Annotated in this window: 16 protein-coding genes; 9 read left to right on the top strand and 7 right to left on the bottom strand. The window is 62.1% G+C overall.

The window, feature by feature from the left end; all coding sequences use genetic code 11:
* The first annotated feature begins 42 nt into the window (after positions 1-42).
* The 4 genes from lpdA to AC1L6K_RS14945 all read left to right on the top strand — a co-directional run bounded on the left by lpdA (position 43) and on the right by AC1L6K_RS14945 (position 4,489).
* On the top strand, positions 43-1,425 hold the full coding sequence (gene lpdA / locus AC1L6K_RS14930; RefSeq protein ID WP_480949639.1) for a dihydrolipoyl dehydrogenase: 1,383 nt from the start codon (positions 43-45) through the stop codon (positions 1,423-1,425).
* A gap of 142 nt (positions 1,426-1,567) precedes the next feature.
* Complete coding sequence (gene sucB / locus AC1L6K_RS14935) at positions 1,568-3,313, top strand: 2-oxoglutarate dehydrogenase, E2 component, dihydrolipoamide succinyltransferase (protein ID WP_480949640.1); 1,746 nt, start codon at positions 1,568-1,570, stop codon at positions 3,311-3,313.
* A 221-nt stretch (positions 3,314-3,534) separates the two neighbouring features.
* Positions 3,535-3,867, top strand: coding sequence for a hypothetical protein (locus tag AC1L6K_RS14940; RefSeq protein WP_480949641.1), 333 nt, complete (start codon positions 3,535-3,537; stop codon positions 3,865-3,867).
* Between the two features lie 193 nt (positions 3,868-4,060).
* On the top strand, positions 4,061-4,489 hold the full coding sequence (locus AC1L6K_RS14945; protein WP_480949642.1) for an OsmC family peroxiredoxin: 429 nt from the start codon (positions 4,061-4,063) through the stop codon (positions 4,487-4,489).
* A gap of 132 nt (positions 4,490-4,621) precedes the next feature.
* Here the strand turns inward: AC1L6K_RS14945 and AC1L6K_RS14950 are convergent, their stop codons facing one another.
* Complete coding sequence (locus tag AC1L6K_RS14950; RefSeq protein WP_480949643.1) at positions 4,622-6,373, bottom strand: serine/threonine protein kinase; 1,752 nt, start codon at positions 6,371-6,373, stop codon at positions 4,622-4,624.
* Between the two features lie 112 nt (positions 6,374-6,485).
* Between AC1L6K_RS14950 and lipB the strand changes: the two genes are divergently transcribed.
* From lipB to AC1L6K_RS14965, 3 genes are all read left to right on the top strand, one after another.
* A complete protein-coding gene (gene lipB, locus AC1L6K_RS14955; protein WP_480949644.1) occupies positions 6,486-7,202 on the top strand; it encodes a lipoyl(octanoyl) transferase LipB in 717 nt (238 codons plus the stop codon).
* Complete coding sequence (lipA, locus tag AC1L6K_RS14960) at positions 7,199-8,215, top strand: lipoyl synthase (RefSeq protein WP_480949645.1); 1,017 nt, start codon at positions 7,199-7,201, stop codon at positions 8,213-8,215. Before lipB ends, lipA begins: the two co-directional genes overlap by 4 nt.
* Before the next feature lie 148 nt (positions 8,216-8,363).
* Positions 8,364-9,134 (top strand): DUF4191 domain-containing protein, encoded by a 771-nt coding sequence (locus tag AC1L6K_RS14965; RefSeq protein ID WP_444532783.1) that lies wholly within the window; start codon positions 8,364-8,366, stop codon positions 9,132-9,134.
* Between the two features lie 442 nt (positions 9,135-9,576).
* Here AC1L6K_RS14965 and AC1L6K_RS14970 read toward each other — a convergent pair whose 3' ends face one another.
* Positions 9,577-10,014: an RDD family protein gene (locus tag AC1L6K_RS14970; protein ID WP_480949646.1), complete on the bottom strand. Its 438-nt coding sequence runs from the start codon at positions 10,012-10,014 to the stop codon at positions 9,577-9,579.
* Positions 10,015-10,193: 179 nt separating this feature from the next.
* On the opposite strand from AC1L6K_RS14970, the gene glnA reads away from it, so the two are divergent.
* The gene (gene glnA, locus AC1L6K_RS14975; protein ID WP_480949647.1) at positions 10,194-11,618 is read left to right on the top strand and encodes a type I glutamate--ammonia ligase; all 1,425 of its coding nucleotides are present in this window, start codon (positions 10,194-10,196) and stop codon (positions 11,616-11,618) included.
* A gap of 386 nt (positions 11,619-12,004) precedes the next feature.
* Here the strand turns inward: glnA and AC1L6K_RS14980 are convergent, their stop codons facing one another.
* The 5 genes from AC1L6K_RS14980 to AC1L6K_RS15000 all read right to left on the bottom strand — a co-directional run bounded on the left by AC1L6K_RS14980 (position 12,005) and on the right by AC1L6K_RS15000 (position 15,911).
* Positions 12,005-12,190 (bottom strand): CsbD family protein, encoded by a 186-nt coding sequence (locus AC1L6K_RS14980; RefSeq protein WP_480949648.1) that lies wholly within the window; start codon positions 12,188-12,190, stop codon positions 12,005-12,007.
* Between the two features lie 94 nt (positions 12,191-12,284).
* Positions 12,285-12,500 carry an AsnC family protein gene (locus AC1L6K_RS14985; protein WP_480952781.1) on the bottom strand — a complete coding sequence of 72 codons (216 nt, stop codon included), beginning with the start codon at positions 12,498-12,500 and terminating at the stop codon, positions 12,285-12,287.
* A 208-nt stretch (positions 12,501-12,708) separates the two neighbouring features.
* Positions 12,709-13,620 carry a glutaminase gene (locus tag AC1L6K_RS14990; protein WP_480949649.1) on the bottom strand — a complete coding sequence of 304 codons (912 nt, stop codon included), beginning with the start codon at positions 13,618-13,620 and terminating at the stop codon, positions 12,709-12,711.
* Positions 13,621-13,722: 102 nt separating this feature from the next.
* Positions 13,723-14,469, bottom strand: a complete 747-nt coding sequence (locus AC1L6K_RS14995; RefSeq protein ID WP_480949650.1) for an amino acid ABC transporter ATP-binding protein — start codon at positions 14,467-14,469, stop codon at positions 13,723-13,725.
* The gene (locus AC1L6K_RS15000) at positions 14,466-15,911 is read right to left on the bottom strand and encodes an amino acid ABC transporter substrate-binding protein/permease (protein WP_480949651.1); all 1,446 of its coding nucleotides are present in this window, start codon (positions 15,909-15,911) and stop codon (positions 14,466-14,468) included. Before AC1L6K_RS15000 ends, AC1L6K_RS14995 begins: the two co-directional genes overlap by 4 nt.
* Positions 15,912-16,216: 305 nt before the next feature.
* Here AC1L6K_RS15000 and AC1L6K_RS15005 point away from each other — a divergent pair, with 305 nt between their 5' ends.
* Positions 16,217-17,704, top strand: coding sequence for an arylsulfatase (locus AC1L6K_RS15005; RefSeq protein WP_480949652.1), 1,488 nt, complete (start codon positions 16,217-16,219; stop codon positions 17,702-17,704).
* Positions 17,705-17,761: the final 57 nt, after the last annotated feature.

Here is a 17,761-nt window from a genome sequence, read left to right on the forward strand (position 1 = left end):
GCGAACAATGCGTGCGCCACCCGAACGCGAGGGAGCGTCTAAGTGGCCGAACAGGCAGCTGGGCAAGAATTCGATATTTTGGTTCTCGGCGGTGGCAGCGGCGGTTATGCAACTGCCCTGCGCGCAGTCCAATTGGGCATGACCGTTGGCCTCGTGGAGAAGGGCAAGTTGGGTGGCACCTGCCTGCACAACGGCTGCATCCCCACCAAGGCCCTGTTGCACGCAGCAGAGGTAGCCGACCACGCCCGTGAAGGCGCCTCAATCGGCGTCAACAGCCAGCTCAACGGCATCGACCTGGTCGCTGTCAACAAGTACAAGGACGGCATCATTGCCGGCAAGTACAAGGGTTTGCAGGGCCTCATCAAGGGCAAGGGCATCACTGTCATCGACGGTGAAGGCAAGCTCACGGCAGCCAACACCATCACCGTGAACGGTGTGAACTACACAGGCAAGAACATTGTGCTGGCCACTGGCTCGTACTCACGCAGCCTGCCCGGCCTGGAAATTGGCGGCAAGGTCATCACCTCCGACGAGGCGCTGACCATGGAAACCCTGCCCAAGAGTGCCATCGTGCTCGGCGGCGGCGTCATCGGCGTCGAATTTGCTTCCGTCTGGAAGTCCTTCGGCGTCGAAGTCACCATCATCGAAGGCATGGCTTCACTTGTGCCCAACGAAGATGCCTCCATCATCAAGGTCCTTGAGCGCACGTTCCGCAAGCGCGGCATCAAGTTCAACACCGGCACCTTCTTCCAGGGCGTCGAGCAGAACAACGACGGCGTCAAGGCCACCTTGGTTGACGGCAAGACGTTTGAAGCCGACCTCATGCTTGTCGCTGTTGGCCGTGGCCCGTCCACGTCCGGCATGGGCTTCGAGGAAGCCGGCGTCACCATTGACCGCGGTTTCGTCGTCACCAACGAGCGCCTGCACACTGGCGTCGGCAATGTCTACGCAGTGGGGGACATCGTCCCCGGTGTGCAGCTTGCACACCGCGGCTTCCAGCAGGGCATCTTTGTCGCCGAGGAAATCGCCGGCATGAACCCTGTCATCGTCGAAGACATCAACATCCCCAAGGTCACCTTCTGTGACCCGGAAATTGCTTCGGTTGGCCTGAACGAAAAGCAGGCCAAGGAAAAGTTTGGCGATGCCAACGTCGAATCCACCGAGTACAACTTGGCTGGCAACGGCAAGAGCGCCATCCTTGGCACCGGCGGCATCATCAAGTTCGTTCGTGAGAAGGACGGCCCCGTGGTCGGCGTTCACATGATCGGCAGCCACATTGGCGAGCAGATCGGTGAAGCACAGCTGATCGTGAACTGGGAAGCTTACCCCGAGGACATCGCGGGCTTGATCCACGCACACCCCACACAGAACGAAGCTTTGGGAGAAGCGGCAATGGCCTTGGCCGGACGCCCGCTCCACGGCTAGCAGCAAACCCTCTTAGTGCATCCGGCCGAACGGCCGGGTGCACTAAGCTAAAAACCATACTTAATTTTAAGGAATTTCGTGGCGATGCATCAAGGTGCACCATCAGCGAAATGCAGCGCATTAGAAGGAGAACGGGGACGAAATGTCTGAATCCGTGAACTTGCCCGCCTTGGGTGAAAGCGTCACCGAAGGTACCGTTACGCGATGGCTCAAGCAGGTCGGGGACCGCGTTGAAGTCGACGAGCCCCTACTGGAAGTATCCACCGACAAGGTTGACACCGAGATTCCGTCGCCTTTCGCCGGCATCCTGGAAGAAATCCTGGTACCTGAGGATGAGACCGCCGAAGTCGGTGCAACCCTTTGCCGCATAGGCACCGGTGCGGCCCCAGCGGCCGAAACCCCTGCCGCTCCGGCGCAGGAGCCTGCAGCCGCGGCTGAAGCGCCCGCGGCTGACGCGCCTGCCGCTGAGGCTCCCGCTGCCGAGGCTCCCGCTGAGGCCCAGGCAGCACCTGCAGCCGCACCGGCCGGCGACGCCCACGAGCTGGTTCTCCCCGCCCTGGGAGAGTCAGTCACCGAAGGCACCGTCACCCGCTGGTTGAAGGCCGTGGGCGACACCGTTGAGGTTGACGAGCCCCTGCTTGAGGTGTCCACCGACAAGGTTGACACGGAGATCCCCTCCCCCGTTGCCGGCGTTTTGCTGGAAATCCGCGTCCCCGAGGATGAGACGGCTGAAGTGGGCGGCGTCCTGGCACTCATCGGTGCCGCAGGCGCAGCTGCCCCTGCAGCTCCGGCACCTGCTCCAGCTCCGGCACCTGCCGCTGCTCCGGCACCCGTGGCCTCTCCGGCACCCGTTGCAGCACCTGTTGCTGCTCCGGCACCCGTTGCCACACCCGCCCCCGCGGCAGCCCCCGCTCCCGCACCGGTTGCCGCCGCGGCAGCCCCCGCTGCCGGCGCCGACTCCAACTACGTGACTCCGTTGGTGCGCAAGCTTGCCAACCAGCACGGCGTTGACATCACCACCGTCACCGGCTCCGGTGTTGGCGGACGCATCCGCAAGCAGGACGTCGTGGCTGCCGCTGAGGCCGCCAAGGCTGCTGCCGCTCCGGCGCCTGCCGCCGTGGCGACCTCCGCTGCCAAGGCTGCTCCCGCCGTCGTGCCTTCTTCATTGCGCGGCACCACAGTCAAGGCACCCCGGATCCGTCAGGTCATTGCCCGCCGCATGCGCGAGTCGCTGGATGCTTCCACGCAGCTCACGCAGGTGCATGAGATCGACATGACGCGCATCGTGAAGCTGCGCAACCAGGCGAAGGGACCGTTCCAGGCTGTGAACGGTGCCAAGCTGACGTTCCTGCCGTTCATTGCCAAGGCTGTGACCGAGGCGCTCAAGCAGCACCCCAAGGTCAATGGTGAGTACAACGAGGAAACTCAGCAGATCACCTACCACAACGCCGAGCACCTCGCGATTGCCGTGGACACGGAAAAGGGCCTGCTGGTTCCTGTCATCACCAACGCGGGCGATCTGAACCTGGCCGGCCTGGCTGTCAAGATTGCCGATGTTGGCGCACGCACCCGCAGCGGCAAGATCGGTCCGGACGAGCTCTCCGGCGGCACGTTCTCCATCACGAACATCGGTAGCGTTGGCGCACTGTTCGACACCCCGATCATCAACCAGCCCAACGTTGCCATCCTTGGCACCGGCGCGATCGTCAAACGCGCAATGGTTGTTGCTGACGCTGACGGCGATGACACCATCGCCATCCGTCACATGATGTACCTGTGCCTGACCTACGACCACCGCCTGGTGGACGGCGCGGACGCCGGCCGCTTCCTGCAGACTCTCAAGGTCCGCCTGGAAGCTGGCGCGTTTGAGGCAGATCTGGGTCTCTAGCGCTCCTCGTTCACCCTTGCGGTGAACACTTTGCAGTACATGTTCGACGGCGGCCGGCGGCTTGGGAAACCAAGTCACCGGCCGCCGTCGTTGTCTCCGCTGCTGTTGCCGTGCGGCGCCCCAACTGCGGGCCTCCACGTAATGTGCACCACATAAGGCGGTCCTTGATAGACACTGTGTCAGCAAATTGATTAAGCTGGGGCATGGACTTTTTACGCTTAGTGCTCGTTTTTTTGCATATCCTAGGTGCCGCCGCGATCGTTGGTGGCTGGCTCGCTGCGTTCAAGACGCCGACCGTAACCAAGTGGCAGTGGATTGGTGCGCTGACCCAGCTCATCACCGGCCTGCTGCTCGTGGGCCTGGCTGAAATGGGCGACGGCGACGTCAACCACATCAAGATCGGCGTCAAGCTGCTGATCGCCCTCGTTGTGGTCGTGGCTGCATTCATTGGTCGCCGCAAGGCCAAGAACAATCAAGACGTTTCGAAAGGCCTGGCCCACGCAGTGGGTGGCATGGCGTTCATCAACATCGCTGTAGCCGTTTTCTGGGTCTAGATTCCCCTGGAAGCATCGCCCGAACAGGTTCTTCCCGCAAGGCAGCGCTTCTCCCGCCCGGAGGTGGTTGATCCACCCCCAGACACCGGAGAGGCGCTGTTTTGTGTTTAAGGCATAGGGTGGAAGGGGTGTCGCTTCGGAGCATTCGCGCGTCACCACTACTCACCTCTCATCACGAATCATAGGAGTGAACATGGCTACAACTCGTAATGCCCACGCAGGCTGGGTCGGCGACCTTCCCACCGGCGGCGGACAGGTCACCCTGGACAGCTCGGAACTTGGCACCTTTGACATCACATGGAAGGCACGCACGGAAGCCTCCGAGGGCAAGACCAGCCCCGAAGAGCTGATTGCAGCGGCCCACTCCGCCTGCTTCGCCATGGCCTTCTCCAACGAGCTCTCGGGTGCCGGCTTCGCGGCCGACTACGTCAACACCAGTGCGGCCGTCACGTTCGTTCCCGGCACCGGCATCACCGGCAGCCACCTGACATTGGCAACAAAGATTCCCGGCATCAGCCAGGAAGACTTTGACAAGATTGCCAATGGTGCCAAGGCCGGCTGCCCGGTCTCAGCAGCACTTGCCGGCGTCGAAATCACGCTTGAGGCAACGCTGGAGGCATAGCCGCTTTCACCCCCTAAGACCAGGTGGCACCGCTGCGGCGGCTGCCATCTGGTCTTTTTGCGTCCAGCCTCCTTGCCTCCGGTGCAGTCACGAGCCGAGTGTGGCCCGGCGACAGTGCCAGTGCCAGTGCCGCTAGCTTGGCGCCACCTCGAGAATTTGCTCAATGGCCCACCGGGAATCCACTTGCACCATGACAATGTCCAGCTCCTGGCTTTGCTCCGTTTCTTGTTTGTGGACCAGTGTCCCCGTCGCATCAAGTTCCGCAAACGCACTTGTGGTGACCGTTGCCCGCACAGTCGCAACCTCCGGGCCAGGCAGCTGCGGCCCTGTCGGGTTGGATTGCTTTTCGTATTTGGTCTGTCCCTGGGAAATGTTTGTCTCCAGTCCGGCAAGCGTGTGGCCCAGATCCTTGAGACTCTGCACTATGGCGTTGTCGGCTTCGAGGGCTGCCGACCCGGGCGAGTTGACCTTTGCCACCAGGTCGCCGTCGGCGTTGGACAGCGCATAGGCACGGACCCACGCCAAGGCGTGCAAGGCTGCCACGGGTTCCGGTGCGGCCAGCCCTTGTTGAATCTCCGAAGGCAGCGCCGCCGCCCATTCCAGCGACGAGTCGCTGTCTGCGGCGGGGGCCGTGGGGTCACCCGTCGCGCCTCCTGCCAGCCCCGATCCCCACCCGCCATTGGCAAGGGGGAACCCAGGGGACATCATCACCACGGCCACGGTGGCGACGACCGCTGCGGCCATGGCAGCCACGACCACCCTCTTGCGTCGGCTGGATCCACTGCTTGTGCCATGCCCGCTCCCCCACAAGCCCCCGAGCCGCCTTGCTTGTCGTCCAGCGCGCAGCTCCCGCCGCCGGAACCGCAGGCCGCCGGAAGCGCCTTGGTTCCTGAGCGCACGCCGCTCCCGTCTTCCTGGCCTGCGGGCTTTTTCCGCCCTGATCGGCAACCGCAAGCCGAACAAGGTGCGCCGCAACGCGTGCTTCCTGCGCCGACGCACTTTCACATCGTTTCGGGTGAGCAGTTCAGGCAGCACGCTGGGATGAACGGCGTTGCCAAGTGCCACGGCCTCCGCCCGCGCACTGCGAAAGACAGCTTGGGCAAACGCCGCGGCGGTTGGCCGCAGCGCCGCGTCGTCGTTCAGGCCGGCCTCCAGCGCTGCAACAAGTTCGCTCGGGACGTCGTGCACAATGGTGCCCAGCGGCATTCGGTCCCTTGTGGCCGGTGCCGGACGGCCTGTCAGCGCAAACCAGCCAACGGCAGCGAGGGCGTACACATCCGCAGCCTCATCACGGGCAATATCCGCCATGCAGTAATATCCGGGCGTCCCGTTCAATGCGCCCATCCCCTGCCCCAGAAGCCTGCCGAACCCAAAATCCGACAGGTACGGTTTCCCCGCCGCGCTGAGCAGCACATTCCCGGGCGACACGTCGCCGTGCACAGCACCCCTGCCATGCAGAAAGGCCAGGACCTGGCCGATGGGAGTTAGGACAGTGACAGTCTCCCCCACGTTCAGGGGACCCCTGGCACCAACTATCTGCGCCAAGGAGCCGCCGGCGGCATAATCCATCAGCAAAACTTGCGCACCTGTGGAATCCCGCACCAACCGACGCACCGGGATGAGGTGGTCGTGGTGAAACTGGGTCAACACCCGCCATTCCTGTGTGATCTGGCTTTCATTGTGACGAACGGGGTCGCCAAGGATGTCGGAGCTGTCAGCTTCAGCTCGGGGCGCCAGGCATTTGGCCGCCACAGCAGCCGAGCCGTCGTGCGAGGACATGAGCCACACCCGGCCCTGCGTGCCGCTGCCCAAGCAGCGCACAGGATCATGGCCGGGGATTGCCGGAGGCTGCCCCTGCAACGTCTGCAGACCGAAATTATCCATATACCAGTAGTAGTCCCGATTCGGATTTCCTGCTTGAAGTTATCCACAGCCCACCCGGCGGGCGACGATTTCTGATTTAGGCGAAAATGCAACGTCCCCTAAACTAGCTCCTATGAGTGTTCAGTTCTCCGATCTCGGATTTGCCCCTAATTTTGTCGACTACGAGGGTGCATGGGAGAAGCAACGTGCAATTCATGCCGCCGTCGTTGCCGGCACCGCGCCCAACACTGCGTTGCTGCTCGAACACGCGGCGGTCTACACCGCGGGCAAACGCACCGAAGACCACGAACGCCCCTTCGACGGGACACCTGTGGTCAGCGTTGACCGGGGCGGCAAGCTCACCTGGCACGGCCCCGGCCAATTGGTCATGTACCCCATCGTCCGCCTGGCCGACGCCCACAGCATCAGGGCCTATGTCCACGCCCTGGAAGACATTATTATTGAGGTCCTCGCACACTACGATGTTGCCGGTGTGCGGATAGACGGCCGGGCCGGCATCTGGCTCACCGCCGACGACAAGGGCGGTGACCGAAAGATTGCTGCCATCGGCATCCGGGTCCATGACGGCGTGACAATGCATGGCATTGCCATCAATGCCAACAACAGCCTGGCCCCCTACGGGCAAATCATCGCCTGCGGCATCCAGGATGCCGGCACCACCACCCTGCAGGCCGAAACAGGCCGGAACATTTCGCCGCAGGACCTGACACCGCTGGTCAAGGAAGCCACCAGCCGGATCCTGGCACCACTTATCAACGACTTACAGCCTGAACAGGCATCAACCGCCGGTGCCGTGGAAACGGGCCGGTCAGAAGGAGCATTGCTGTGACGTTGGCACCTGAAGGACGCAAGTTGTTGCGGATCGAGCAGCGCAATGCGGCTGTTCCGGTTGAGCGCAAGCCGGAATGGATGAAGGCCAAGGTCGAGATGGGCCCGGAGTTCATTGCGATGAAGAACCTGGTCAAGAGCGAGGGCCTGCACACGGTGTGTGAAGAGGCCGGCTGCCCGAATATTTTTGAGTGCTGGGAAGACCGTGAGGCGACGTTCCTCATTGGCGGGTCCGAGTGCACCCGCCGCTGTGACTTCTGCCAGATTGACACGGGCAAGCCGTCCCCGATCGACATGTTCGAGCCCACGAAGGTGGCCCGTTCGGTGGTGAAGATGAACCTGCGCTATGCCACTGTCACCGGGGTGGCCCGTGACGACCTCGCCGATGAGGGTGTCTGGCTGTATGCCGAGACGGTCCGCAAGATCCATGAGTTGAACCCGAACACCGGTGTTGAGTTGTTGATCCCGGATTTCTCCGGCCGGCCCGAGCACATCACGGCGATCTGTGAGTCCAGGCCGGAGGTGTTCGCGCACAATGTGGAGACGGTGCCGCGGATCTTCAAGCGCATCCGCCCGGCGTTCCGTTATGAACGGTCCCTGGATGTGCTGACCCAGGGCCGGGACCAGGGCATGGTCACGAAGTCGAACCTGATCCTGGGCATGGGCGAGACCCGTGAGGAAATCTCGGTCGCGCTGCAGGATTTGCATGACGCCGGGACCGACCTGATCACGATCACCCAGTACCTGCGCCCCTCCGAACGCCACCTGCCCGTGGACCGCTGGGTCAAGCCGCAGGAATTCCTTGAACTCAACCAGGAAGCCGAGGAAATCGGTTTCCTCGGTGTCATGTCCGGGCCGTTGGTGCGTTCCTCCTACCGGGCCGGGCGGCTCTGGGCCACTGCCATGCGCAAAAAGGGCCGCGACATCCCCGCACACCTCGCCCACATCGCCGACGGCATCGAGGATTCCGGCCACACCCGCCAGGAAGCCGCCTCCCTCATCGCCGCCCACTAAAGCAACACACTAAAGCATCGCCCCGAAGCCGGAAGCAGCTGCCATTCGGCAGTGCAAGTGGTTCTGCGGCAGGTCCCGGCCCCTTGCTTTTGGGCTGGGCTTTCCGCGTGCAACATTCCCGTCCAACACCCGCTAGAATTGACTCACTATGGCCAAAACCACTGACTCCGCAGACAGCAACGCTGACAAACCGAAGCGTTCCCTCTTTTCCCGCGCTCCGAAGGCAGACAAGCCCAAAAAGGACAAAAAGCCGGGTCGCATCAAGCAAATGGTGGACATCTTCAAGATGACCCGCCGCCACGATCCCATGGTGACATGGATAATGCTTGGCGCATTTTTCGGCTTGATCCTGGTTTCCCTGCTGGTGGTGCTGCTGATTTCTCCCGGCAACTGGATTACGGGTCTGATGATCGGCATTCCGCTGGGCCTCTTGGGTGCGCTGCTGCTGATGTCGCGCCGCGCCGAGCGCGCCGCATACGCCCAGATCGAGGGCAAGGCTGGCGCCGCAGGCGCTGCCCTGAGCTCGCTCAAGAAGGGCTGGATCTTTGACGAACAGCCCGCCTCGGTCAACCCGCGCACGCAGGACGTCGTTTTCCGCGCCATCGGCAAGCCCGGCATTGTCCTTGTCACGGAAGGCCCGTCCAACCGGGTCAAGGGTCTGGTCGATGCAGAACGACGCCGCTTGAAGAGGATCCTGCCCAACGTCACTGTCACGATCATTGAGACCGGCAAGGCAGAAGGCCAAGTGCCGATCGCCAAGGTCACCAAAAAGATGGGCAAGCTCAAGAACGAGCTGACAAAGGTTGAGGTTGGTGCCGTCAACAAGCGCATCACGTCCATGGGCAACAAACTGCCCATCCCCAAGGGCATTGACCCCTACAAGGCTCGTCCCGACCGCAAGGCTGCACGCGGACGTTAGCTTGAAATAGTTGTCAGTGACAGCTGTTGGGCCCGGCAGGTATTCCTGCCGGGCCCAACATGGTTAAAGGCCAGTGCCTCCGTCACCGTCGCCGCAAACGACGGCATGTCCGCATTCGCGATGGAACGCGTCGCTGTCGGCAAGGGTGGCGCGCTGAACAATGTGGCGGCTCCTCGGGGTGCACGACAGTTCAAGGAACCTCCCGATTTGGCATCCAGCTTACGATTCCGGTGACCCGGCGTTAACAGAGTTCTACGCGGAATCAGCTTGGAATTTCGATTGGACACCGGCATCCAGAAGCCGTTGACGGCCTTGATCCCTGCCTCGTTGCGCGGTCGTTCTTAGCTCTCGCGGCAGCTGATTCAGCTCCATCTCAAGGTACGTCCCCGATTTTGCATTCAGGCCGGGGCCGTGGGGACTGTGGCCCGAATTCCGCTGCAGCTTAGCGGCGTACGAGGATTGTTTTCATGGCCTTGTCGTGCAGGCCGCGATGATCTGCGTCGACGATAATCGCTGGGACCACCAGGCACACAAGCACAGCGCGAACCACGCCGGCTAGCAGGCCGGGAGGTCCGCCGTCGAGCCTTGTGACCTGAATTCCCATGATCCGGTGGCCCACACTGTAGCCAAGGGTGCCCACGAGGACCATTTGCTCGGCGGCGAATATCGCCAGTATCGCATTGGGATTTGCCTCGAAGAAGGCGATGGCAATCAAGTATGAAAGGCCCCAGTCGATGCAAATGGCGAGGATGCGGCGGCCGGCGCGGGCCATGGAGCCACGCCCGGATTCGGGTCGTCCCAAACGCTCGCCGGGAAATTTGGATATATTGGAAGTGTCCGGCCCGCTGAGCCAGGAACCTATGTCTTTACGATCTACCACACCACCAGCCTACCGGTGTGGGCCCGAAGCAGGGGCACCGGGACTTCCCGGGGTGCTTGTAACGTGCCGGAAACATTTCTGACACGATGGAGTAACGGCCCGGTTCTAGGCTTATGTCAGTTGTACAGGCACCATGGTCGCACCAAGCCGGCCAATTCCCCCAGCGCCAAGGAGCGTAAATGTTCAAGAACGCGGAAGAAGTCCTCCAGTTCATCAAAGACGAAGATGTCAAGTTCGTCGATATTCGATTCACCGACCTGCCCGGAGTCCAGCAGCACTTCAATGTGCCCGCCAAGACTGTCGACCTTGACTTCTTCGTCAACGGCCAGCTCTTCGATGGTTCATCCATCCGCGGTTTCCAGGGTATTGCTGAATCAGACATGCAACTGATCCCGGATCCCAAGACCGCCTTTGTTGACACGTTCCGCCTCGAGAAGACCCTCGCGTTGAACTTCTCCATCGTGAACCCCCGTACTGGCGATCCTTACCACCGCGACCCGCGCGGCGTAGCCGAAAAGGCTGAGGCCTACCTGGCCTCCACAGGCATTGCCGACACCGCATTCTTTGGTGCCGAGGCCGAGTTCTTTGTCTTCGACAACGTACAGTACGAGTCCTCCGCAAAGGGTGCCTTCTACAAGATCGACTCCGAAGAAGCTTATTGGAACACCGGCCGCAAGGAAGAAGGCGGCAACCTCGGTTACAAGACTCCCCAAAAGGGTGGTTACTTCCCCGTGGCGCCGATCGACCACCAGGCCGACCTGCGAGACGCCATGTGCCTGGAACTCGACGCTGCAGGCCTTGAGGTTGAGCGCTCCCACCACGAAGTTGGTGCCGCCGGCCAGGCTGAAATCAACTACAAGTTCAACACGCTGGTGCACTCCGCCGATGACCTGCAGAAGTTCAAGTACGTCATCAAGAACACCGGCTGGGCCTGGGGCAAGTCCGTCACGTTCATGCCCAAGCCCGTCTTTGGCGACAACGGTTCCGGCATGCACTGCCACCAGTCGCTGTGGAGCAATGGCGATCCGTTGTTCTACGACGAGAAGGGCTACGCCGGCCTGTCCGACATGGCCCGCTGGTACATTGGCGGCCTGCTCAAGCACGCCGACGCCGTCCTGGCCTTCACCAACCCCACGGTGAACTCCTACCGCCGCCTGGTCAAGGGCTTCGAAGCCCCTGTCAACATGGTGTACTCGCAGGGCAACCGCTCCGCAGGCATCCGCATCCCGATCACCGGTTCCAACCCGAAGGCCAAGCGCCTCGAATTCCGTGCACCGGATGCCTCGTCCAACCCGTACCTGGCGTTCTCGGCCCAGCTGATGGCAGGCCTCGACGGCATCAAGAACCGGATCGAACCACCGGCACCCATCGACAAGGATCTGTACGAGCTCCCCCCGGAGGAAGCCAAGGACATCCCCAAGGCACCGGAGTCGCTCGAAGAGGCCCTGATCGCCTTGGAGAACGACAACGAGTTCCTGCAGGCCGGCGGCGTCTTCACGCAGGACCTGATCGACACCTGGATCGACTACAAGCGCGAAAACGAGATCAAGCCGCTGCAGCTGCGCCCGAACCCGTACGAGTTCGAGCTCTACTACGGCTGCTAGTCCCCCAGCTGGACTAATCTCGACAAACTAAATCGGCTGGGAGGGGCGTTGTTCACGTCCCTCCCAGCCGATTTTCGTTTCTCGCGGCCCGGGCACGCGGTCAGCGTCCAGTCGCGTTCCTGACGTGTCTTCTTGGAGTGTCGCTGTGGTGGATCAATCCGTGGTGGCACCCGCACACACGACACCCAACCACCGGCGTCTGCACACCGGAGCCTGGCCGCGTCACGCCAGCGTGGGCGGGACGCCCCTCTGCGCAGACGGGCTGTTTCGGGCAAACATCACAGTCACGCGTTCAATCGCCGGTGAAACGCGCACCCGCCACAAGAAAATGAAGGGCCGGAACACTAGGTCCCGGCCCCTCATTCAATGTTTATGCAGTCTGCGGGTTACTTGCCGAAGACATCCTTGCCAGCGTCCTTGACGTGCTCCCCGGCCTGCTTGGCTTTCGCCGCGGCCTGGTCCGCTGCACCCTCAGCCTGAAGCTTGGCATTGTCGGTGGCGTCACCGACAGTCTCCTTGACCTTGCCGGCTGCTTCCTGTGCTTTGTTGCTGATCTTATCTCCGAGTCCCATGAGGACCTCCTTCAATATGAATCCAACGGGTAACACTTTCGAAGTTACGTATCTAACCTGAGAGTTGCCTGCACGTGAAGTAAATATTGGGTGTTTATCGCTTCCCGAATTTTTTGTGCACCGCCTGCTTCGTCACGCCCAGGCACAACGCGATCGCTTCCCACGACAATCCTGCAGCCCTTGCCCGGGCCACCATCTCGGACTCCGTCCGGGCCAGTTCCCTGCGGGACTCCGCGACTGCTGAAAGGGCTTCGGCGGGCCCCATTCCGTCCATGTCACCCAACAATGTTTTCACTGTCGCCACCTCCACCGTCAACACTAGTTGACGAGATCCTTGGCGTCAACGCAGGTTGACGATGCTTGGTTCTTCCTTGCATCCTGCACCCTGGCGGGCCGCGCCACGCCCACAGGGCAAAGGCCCACGCGCCACGACGGCTACATCGCGCCAGTCACACCACGCCAGGACCAAAGTCCCACACCTAAAATCCCGCACGCAATGTCCCTCGGGGTAAGCCGGCCTAGAAGATTGACCATTCGGTGCGTGCCGTGAACTCATCCAGGGCCGCAATGCCGGCCACTGAATTGCCGTTGGGTCCAAGAGCCGGGCCCCACACCGTGACTGAGCAGCGGCCCGGGACGATTGCCACGATGCCGCCACCAACCCCGCTTTTGCCGGGCAGGCCCACACGGTAGGCAAACTCTCCGGCCGCATCGTAGGTTCCGCAGGTGAGCATCACCGCGTTGACCCGCTTGCTTTGGTTGGGGCTCAGGAACGGCGTGCCGCCCGTTGAAACGCCGTGACGGGCAAGGAACAGCGACGCCTTGGCGAGGTCCTCACAGCTCATTTCAAGCGCGCATTGGTTAAAGTAGTTGGCCAGGACGTCGTCGACAGGGTTTTCGAGGTTGCCGTAGCTGGCCAGCAGGTGCGCCATGGAGGCATTGCGGTGGCCGTGGGCGGCCTCGGAAGCGGCCACGACCTCGTCCACGTCGACTTCCGGATTGCCTGATTCCCTGCGCAGCAGTCCGCGTACCGACCCGGCAGCGTCGCCGGTCAGCGTCAGCAGCCTGTCGGTGACAACGAGGGCGCCCGCGTTGATGAACGGGTTGCGGGGAATGCCGCGGTCGGCCTCAAGCTGGACCATGGAGTTGAACGGGGTTCCGGAGGGTTCACGGAAGACACGCCGCCAAATCGAGTCGTAGTCATACGACATCACGAGTGCAAGTGAAAAAACCTTTGAAAGACTTTGAATCGAGAATCGCGTGCGCCAGTCCCCCGCCCCGTACACCGTGCCGTCGGCCATGGCCACGCAGATGCCAAACTTTTCCGGCGAGACCTCGCCCAGGCTTGGAATGTACGCGGCCACTGAACCTTGCCTGCACAGCGGCGCGACATGCTCAACTATGTCGTCAAGAATGCCCTGCATGTCCATCACGCACCTCCAAAACTGTTATGCCGGCGTCGTCCGCCGAACCATCTGAAAATTTAAGGACAGGGGTGGCCCGCCCGAAGGCCGGCCACCCCTGCACCACCGCTAGAGAACCTTGGCCAGGAACTCCTGCAGGCGCGGCTGCTGGGCATTGGAGAAGATGGCCTCGGGGGTGCCTTCCTCGCAAATGACCCCGGCGTCCATGAAGACGACGCGGTCGGCAACCTCGCGGGCAAAGCCCATCTCGTGGGTGACAACGACCATTGTCATGCCGTCGGCGGCGAGATCGCGAATGACCTGCAGCACCTCGCCCACCATCTCCGGGTCAAGGGCGCTGGTTGCCTCGTCGAAAAGCATGATGCCCGGGTTCATGGCCAGCGCGCGTGCAATGGCCACACGCTGCTTCTGGCCGCCCGAGAGCGACGCCGGACGCGCATCGGCCTTCTCGGACAGTCCCACGCGCTCCAACAGCGCCAGGGCCTTGGTCCGGGCGGCAGCCTTGTCCAGCTTCTTCAATTCAACCGGTGCCAGCATGATGTTTTGGATGACACTCATGTGCGGAAACAGGTTGAAGTGCTGGAACACCATGCCGATGTTCTGACGCACGGTATTCAAGTCCACCTTGGCATCCGTCAGATCGAAGCCGTTGACTGTCACGGTCCCGGCGGTGATGTCCTCGAGCTTGTTCAGGCACCGCAAAAACGTGGACTTGCCCGAACCCGACGGACCGATGACGCACACAACCTCGCCCTCCGCCACGTCAATGTCAAGGCCCTTGAGCACTTCGTTGGAACCAAAAGTCTTCTTTAGGTCACGGACACTGATTTTTGCCGTTTTTTCGCTTGCGCTCATTTGTTGAACTTCCTGTCCAGGACGTTGGAAAACTGGGTCAAGATGGTGATCACGATGAAGTACAGCGCAGCCACGATCAACAGCGTTTCACCCGTGCGGAAGTTCGAGGCGTAAATTTGCTGGCCCTGGTAGGTGAGTTCCGCAAAGCCGATGACGGCCAGCAGCGAGGTGTCCTTCAACGTGATGACGAACTGGTTGATGAACGACGGCGTCATGATCTTCACGGCTTGCGGCACCACTACACGGCGCATGGAGGTGACGTAGCTCAGGCCCAGGCTGCGGCTGGCCTCGAGCTGGCCCGTATCCACCGATTGGATGCCGCCCCTGACGATCTCAGTCATGTAGGCGCCTGCATTCAAGCTCAAGGTGATGACACCGGCGGTGAGCACGTCAAGCGGCTGGCCGGTCATCTGCGGGAGACCGAAGTAGAAGAAGAACGCCTGAACAAGCAGCGGCGTGCCACGGAAAATGGCCACGTAGGTGGTGGCGATGCCACGCAGGATCTTGTTCTCGGCAACCTTGAAGAAGCCAAAGAGCACACCCAGGACCAGTGCGATGGCCAGCGACAGGACAGTGGCGACCAATGTCAGCCACAGGCCCTTCATCAGGGCCGGGAAGCTGTCCTTGACGAGCTGGAAGAATCCGCCCTGCTCCTCGACCTCTGACTTGGCAAGGTACTTGTCAAGGATCTTGTCGTACTCGCCGTTGGCCTTCAGTGCCGCCAGTCCCTCGTCGAAGGCCTGCAGCAGCTCCTGGTTCTGGCCCTTGTTGACAGCAAAACCGTAGGAACTACCCTGTTCCTTGTCGGTGACAATCTTCAGCCCGTTGTTCTGGCTGACACCGTAGGCAAGCACGGGGTAGTCGTCAAACACTGCCACCGAATTGCCGGCCTTGACGTCGTCGTACATGGTGGCCGAATCGGCCAGGGCCTTGACGGTGAAGCCGTACTGGCCCTTGATCGAATTGGCGAAGGCCTCGCCCTCGCTGCCGCGCTTGGCGGTGACTGTCGCGCCCTTGAGGTCCTCGTAGGTCTTGATCTCCTCATTGTTCTTGGCCACGGCCATCTGCACGCCGGAGTCAAAGTAAGGATCGGAGAAGTCAAAGATCTGCTTGCGCTCATCGGTAATCGACATGCCCGCGATGACGCCGGCCACCTGGTTCGACTGCAACGCCTGCAGTGCCGCGTCGAAGCCGAGCGACTTGATGTCGACCTCAAAGCCTTCTTCTTCGGCGATCGCGTGCAGCAGATCCATGTCGATGCCCACCAATTCGCCGCTGCCGTCGCGGAACTCAAACGGGGCAAAGGTGGTGTCAGTGGCAATGGCGAACGTCTTGCCCTTGACGTCGGCAGCCTGGGCACCGGCAGCTTCGGTGCCGGCCGAAACAACTGTCGGGGCGGCTGGTGCACTCAGCGCTGAGGCACCGCCGATCCCCAAAAACATGATTGCTACAGTAAAAAAGGCGGCGAGGGCGGCGAAAGTGCCACCTCTGCGCCGCCGTTTGGGTGGAAGCCTCAGCATTAATTTTCCCTCACAACGGATTTTCGCCCCTCGTGGGCCGAATGAAGTACCCCAAAGACGTTACATCCTTTGGCGGGTTCGCGCGAGACCGCGCCAATATTGCCAGGCTTTCGGCTCCTGTTTGCATCCCCGCGACTGCCGCCACCCAGCCGGTGCGAGGGGGCCTTGGCGTACTCTGGATGTGGCCCCGGTTACTCCCACTGCGGGCCGCCCGAGGAAAGTGGACCATGACCAAACCGAACGTGATCCTCATTTGCGTCGACGAGTGGCGTGGCGACTGTCTCGGCGCTGAGGGGCATCCCCACGTGCAAACACCGCATCTGGATGAGCTGGCCAGCAGGGGCACCAGGTTCCGGCATGCCTATTCCGCCACCCCCACCTGCGTTCCGGCCCGGGTTGCCTTGTTCACCGGGCAGTCCCAGGAGCGCCACGGCCGGGTTGGCTACGAGGAGGGCGTCAAGTTCGACGACGTCCATCCAGTCACGCTGCAGGGCGAGTTCGGGCGGGCCGGCTACCAGACCCAGGCCATCGGGAAGCTGCATGTCCACCCTGCACGCAACCGGGTGGGCTTTGACGAGGTGCTCCTGCACGACGGGTTCTTGCACTTTGCCCGCAAGGAACACCGCAGGGACTTCAAGTTCTTCGACGACTATGTCCCGTGGCTGCGCCGGCAGCCGGGTGTGACGGCCGACGAGGAGTACTTTGACCACGGCGCCGGCTGCAACTCAACAGTCGCCCGTCCGTGGGACAAGGCCGAGCGCCTGCACCCCACGTCCTGGACCGGCGCACAGGCGGTCGAGTGGTTGTATCGGCGCGACCCCACAACGCCCTTCTTCCTGTACCTGTCGTTTCACCGCCCCCACCCGCCGTATGACCCGCCCCAGTGGGCCATGGACATGTACCTTGACCTGCCGGCATTCAAGCGCCGGCTCGGCGACTGGGAACACCACTTTGAATCGGTGCGGACCAATGGCAACCACCAGCTGGCCTTCGGCACGCTGCCGGAGGCTGTCACGCACCGGGCACGTGCTGGCTATTACGGCTTGATGACGCAAATTGACATGCAGCTTATGCGCGTCTTTGAAGCCCTGAACGAATTTGGGCTGGCGGAGGACACCATCATCGCGTTCACCTCCGATCACGGCGAAATGCTGGGCGACCACGACTTCTACCGCAAGGCAGTTGGCTACGAAGGCTCGGCCCGCGTGCCGTTCATCGTGGCGCCCGCCCCCAACGATCTTGCCGCCCGACGCGGCGGCGTGGTCGATGAGGTGGTGGAGCTCCGTGATGTCATGCCCACCCTGCTCGACCTGGCCGGAGTGCCGGTGCCGGATTCCTGCGATGGACGGTCCCTGGCCCGATTTGTGCACGACCCGGCTGCTGATGCGCCCGACCCTGTGCCATGGCGCGAGTGGCTGCACGGCGAGCACGTGTATTTTGGCCAGTCGCTCCAGTGGGTGACCGACGGACACGTGAAATACCTGTGGGCGTCGGAATGGGGCACCGAAGAGCTCTTCGACCTCGACGCCGACCCCGGCGAAATGCACAATCTCGCTCCCCTGCCCGAACAGGCCGAACTGCTGGCGTTGTGGAAGGGCCGGCTCATCACCGATCTCACCGGGCGGGAGGAGGGCTTCGTGCACGACGGCGAATTGGTCACCGGGGCGGCAGTGGTCACCATGTTGTCGCACGCCCGCGCCCTGGCCGGGAGCTAGCGGGTTGCGGCCCGGCCGTCTGGCCCGGTCGCAGCCCGGCAGCCGGCCGCAGTCCGG

The organism is Specibacter sp. BI4, from assembly GCF_056680095.1.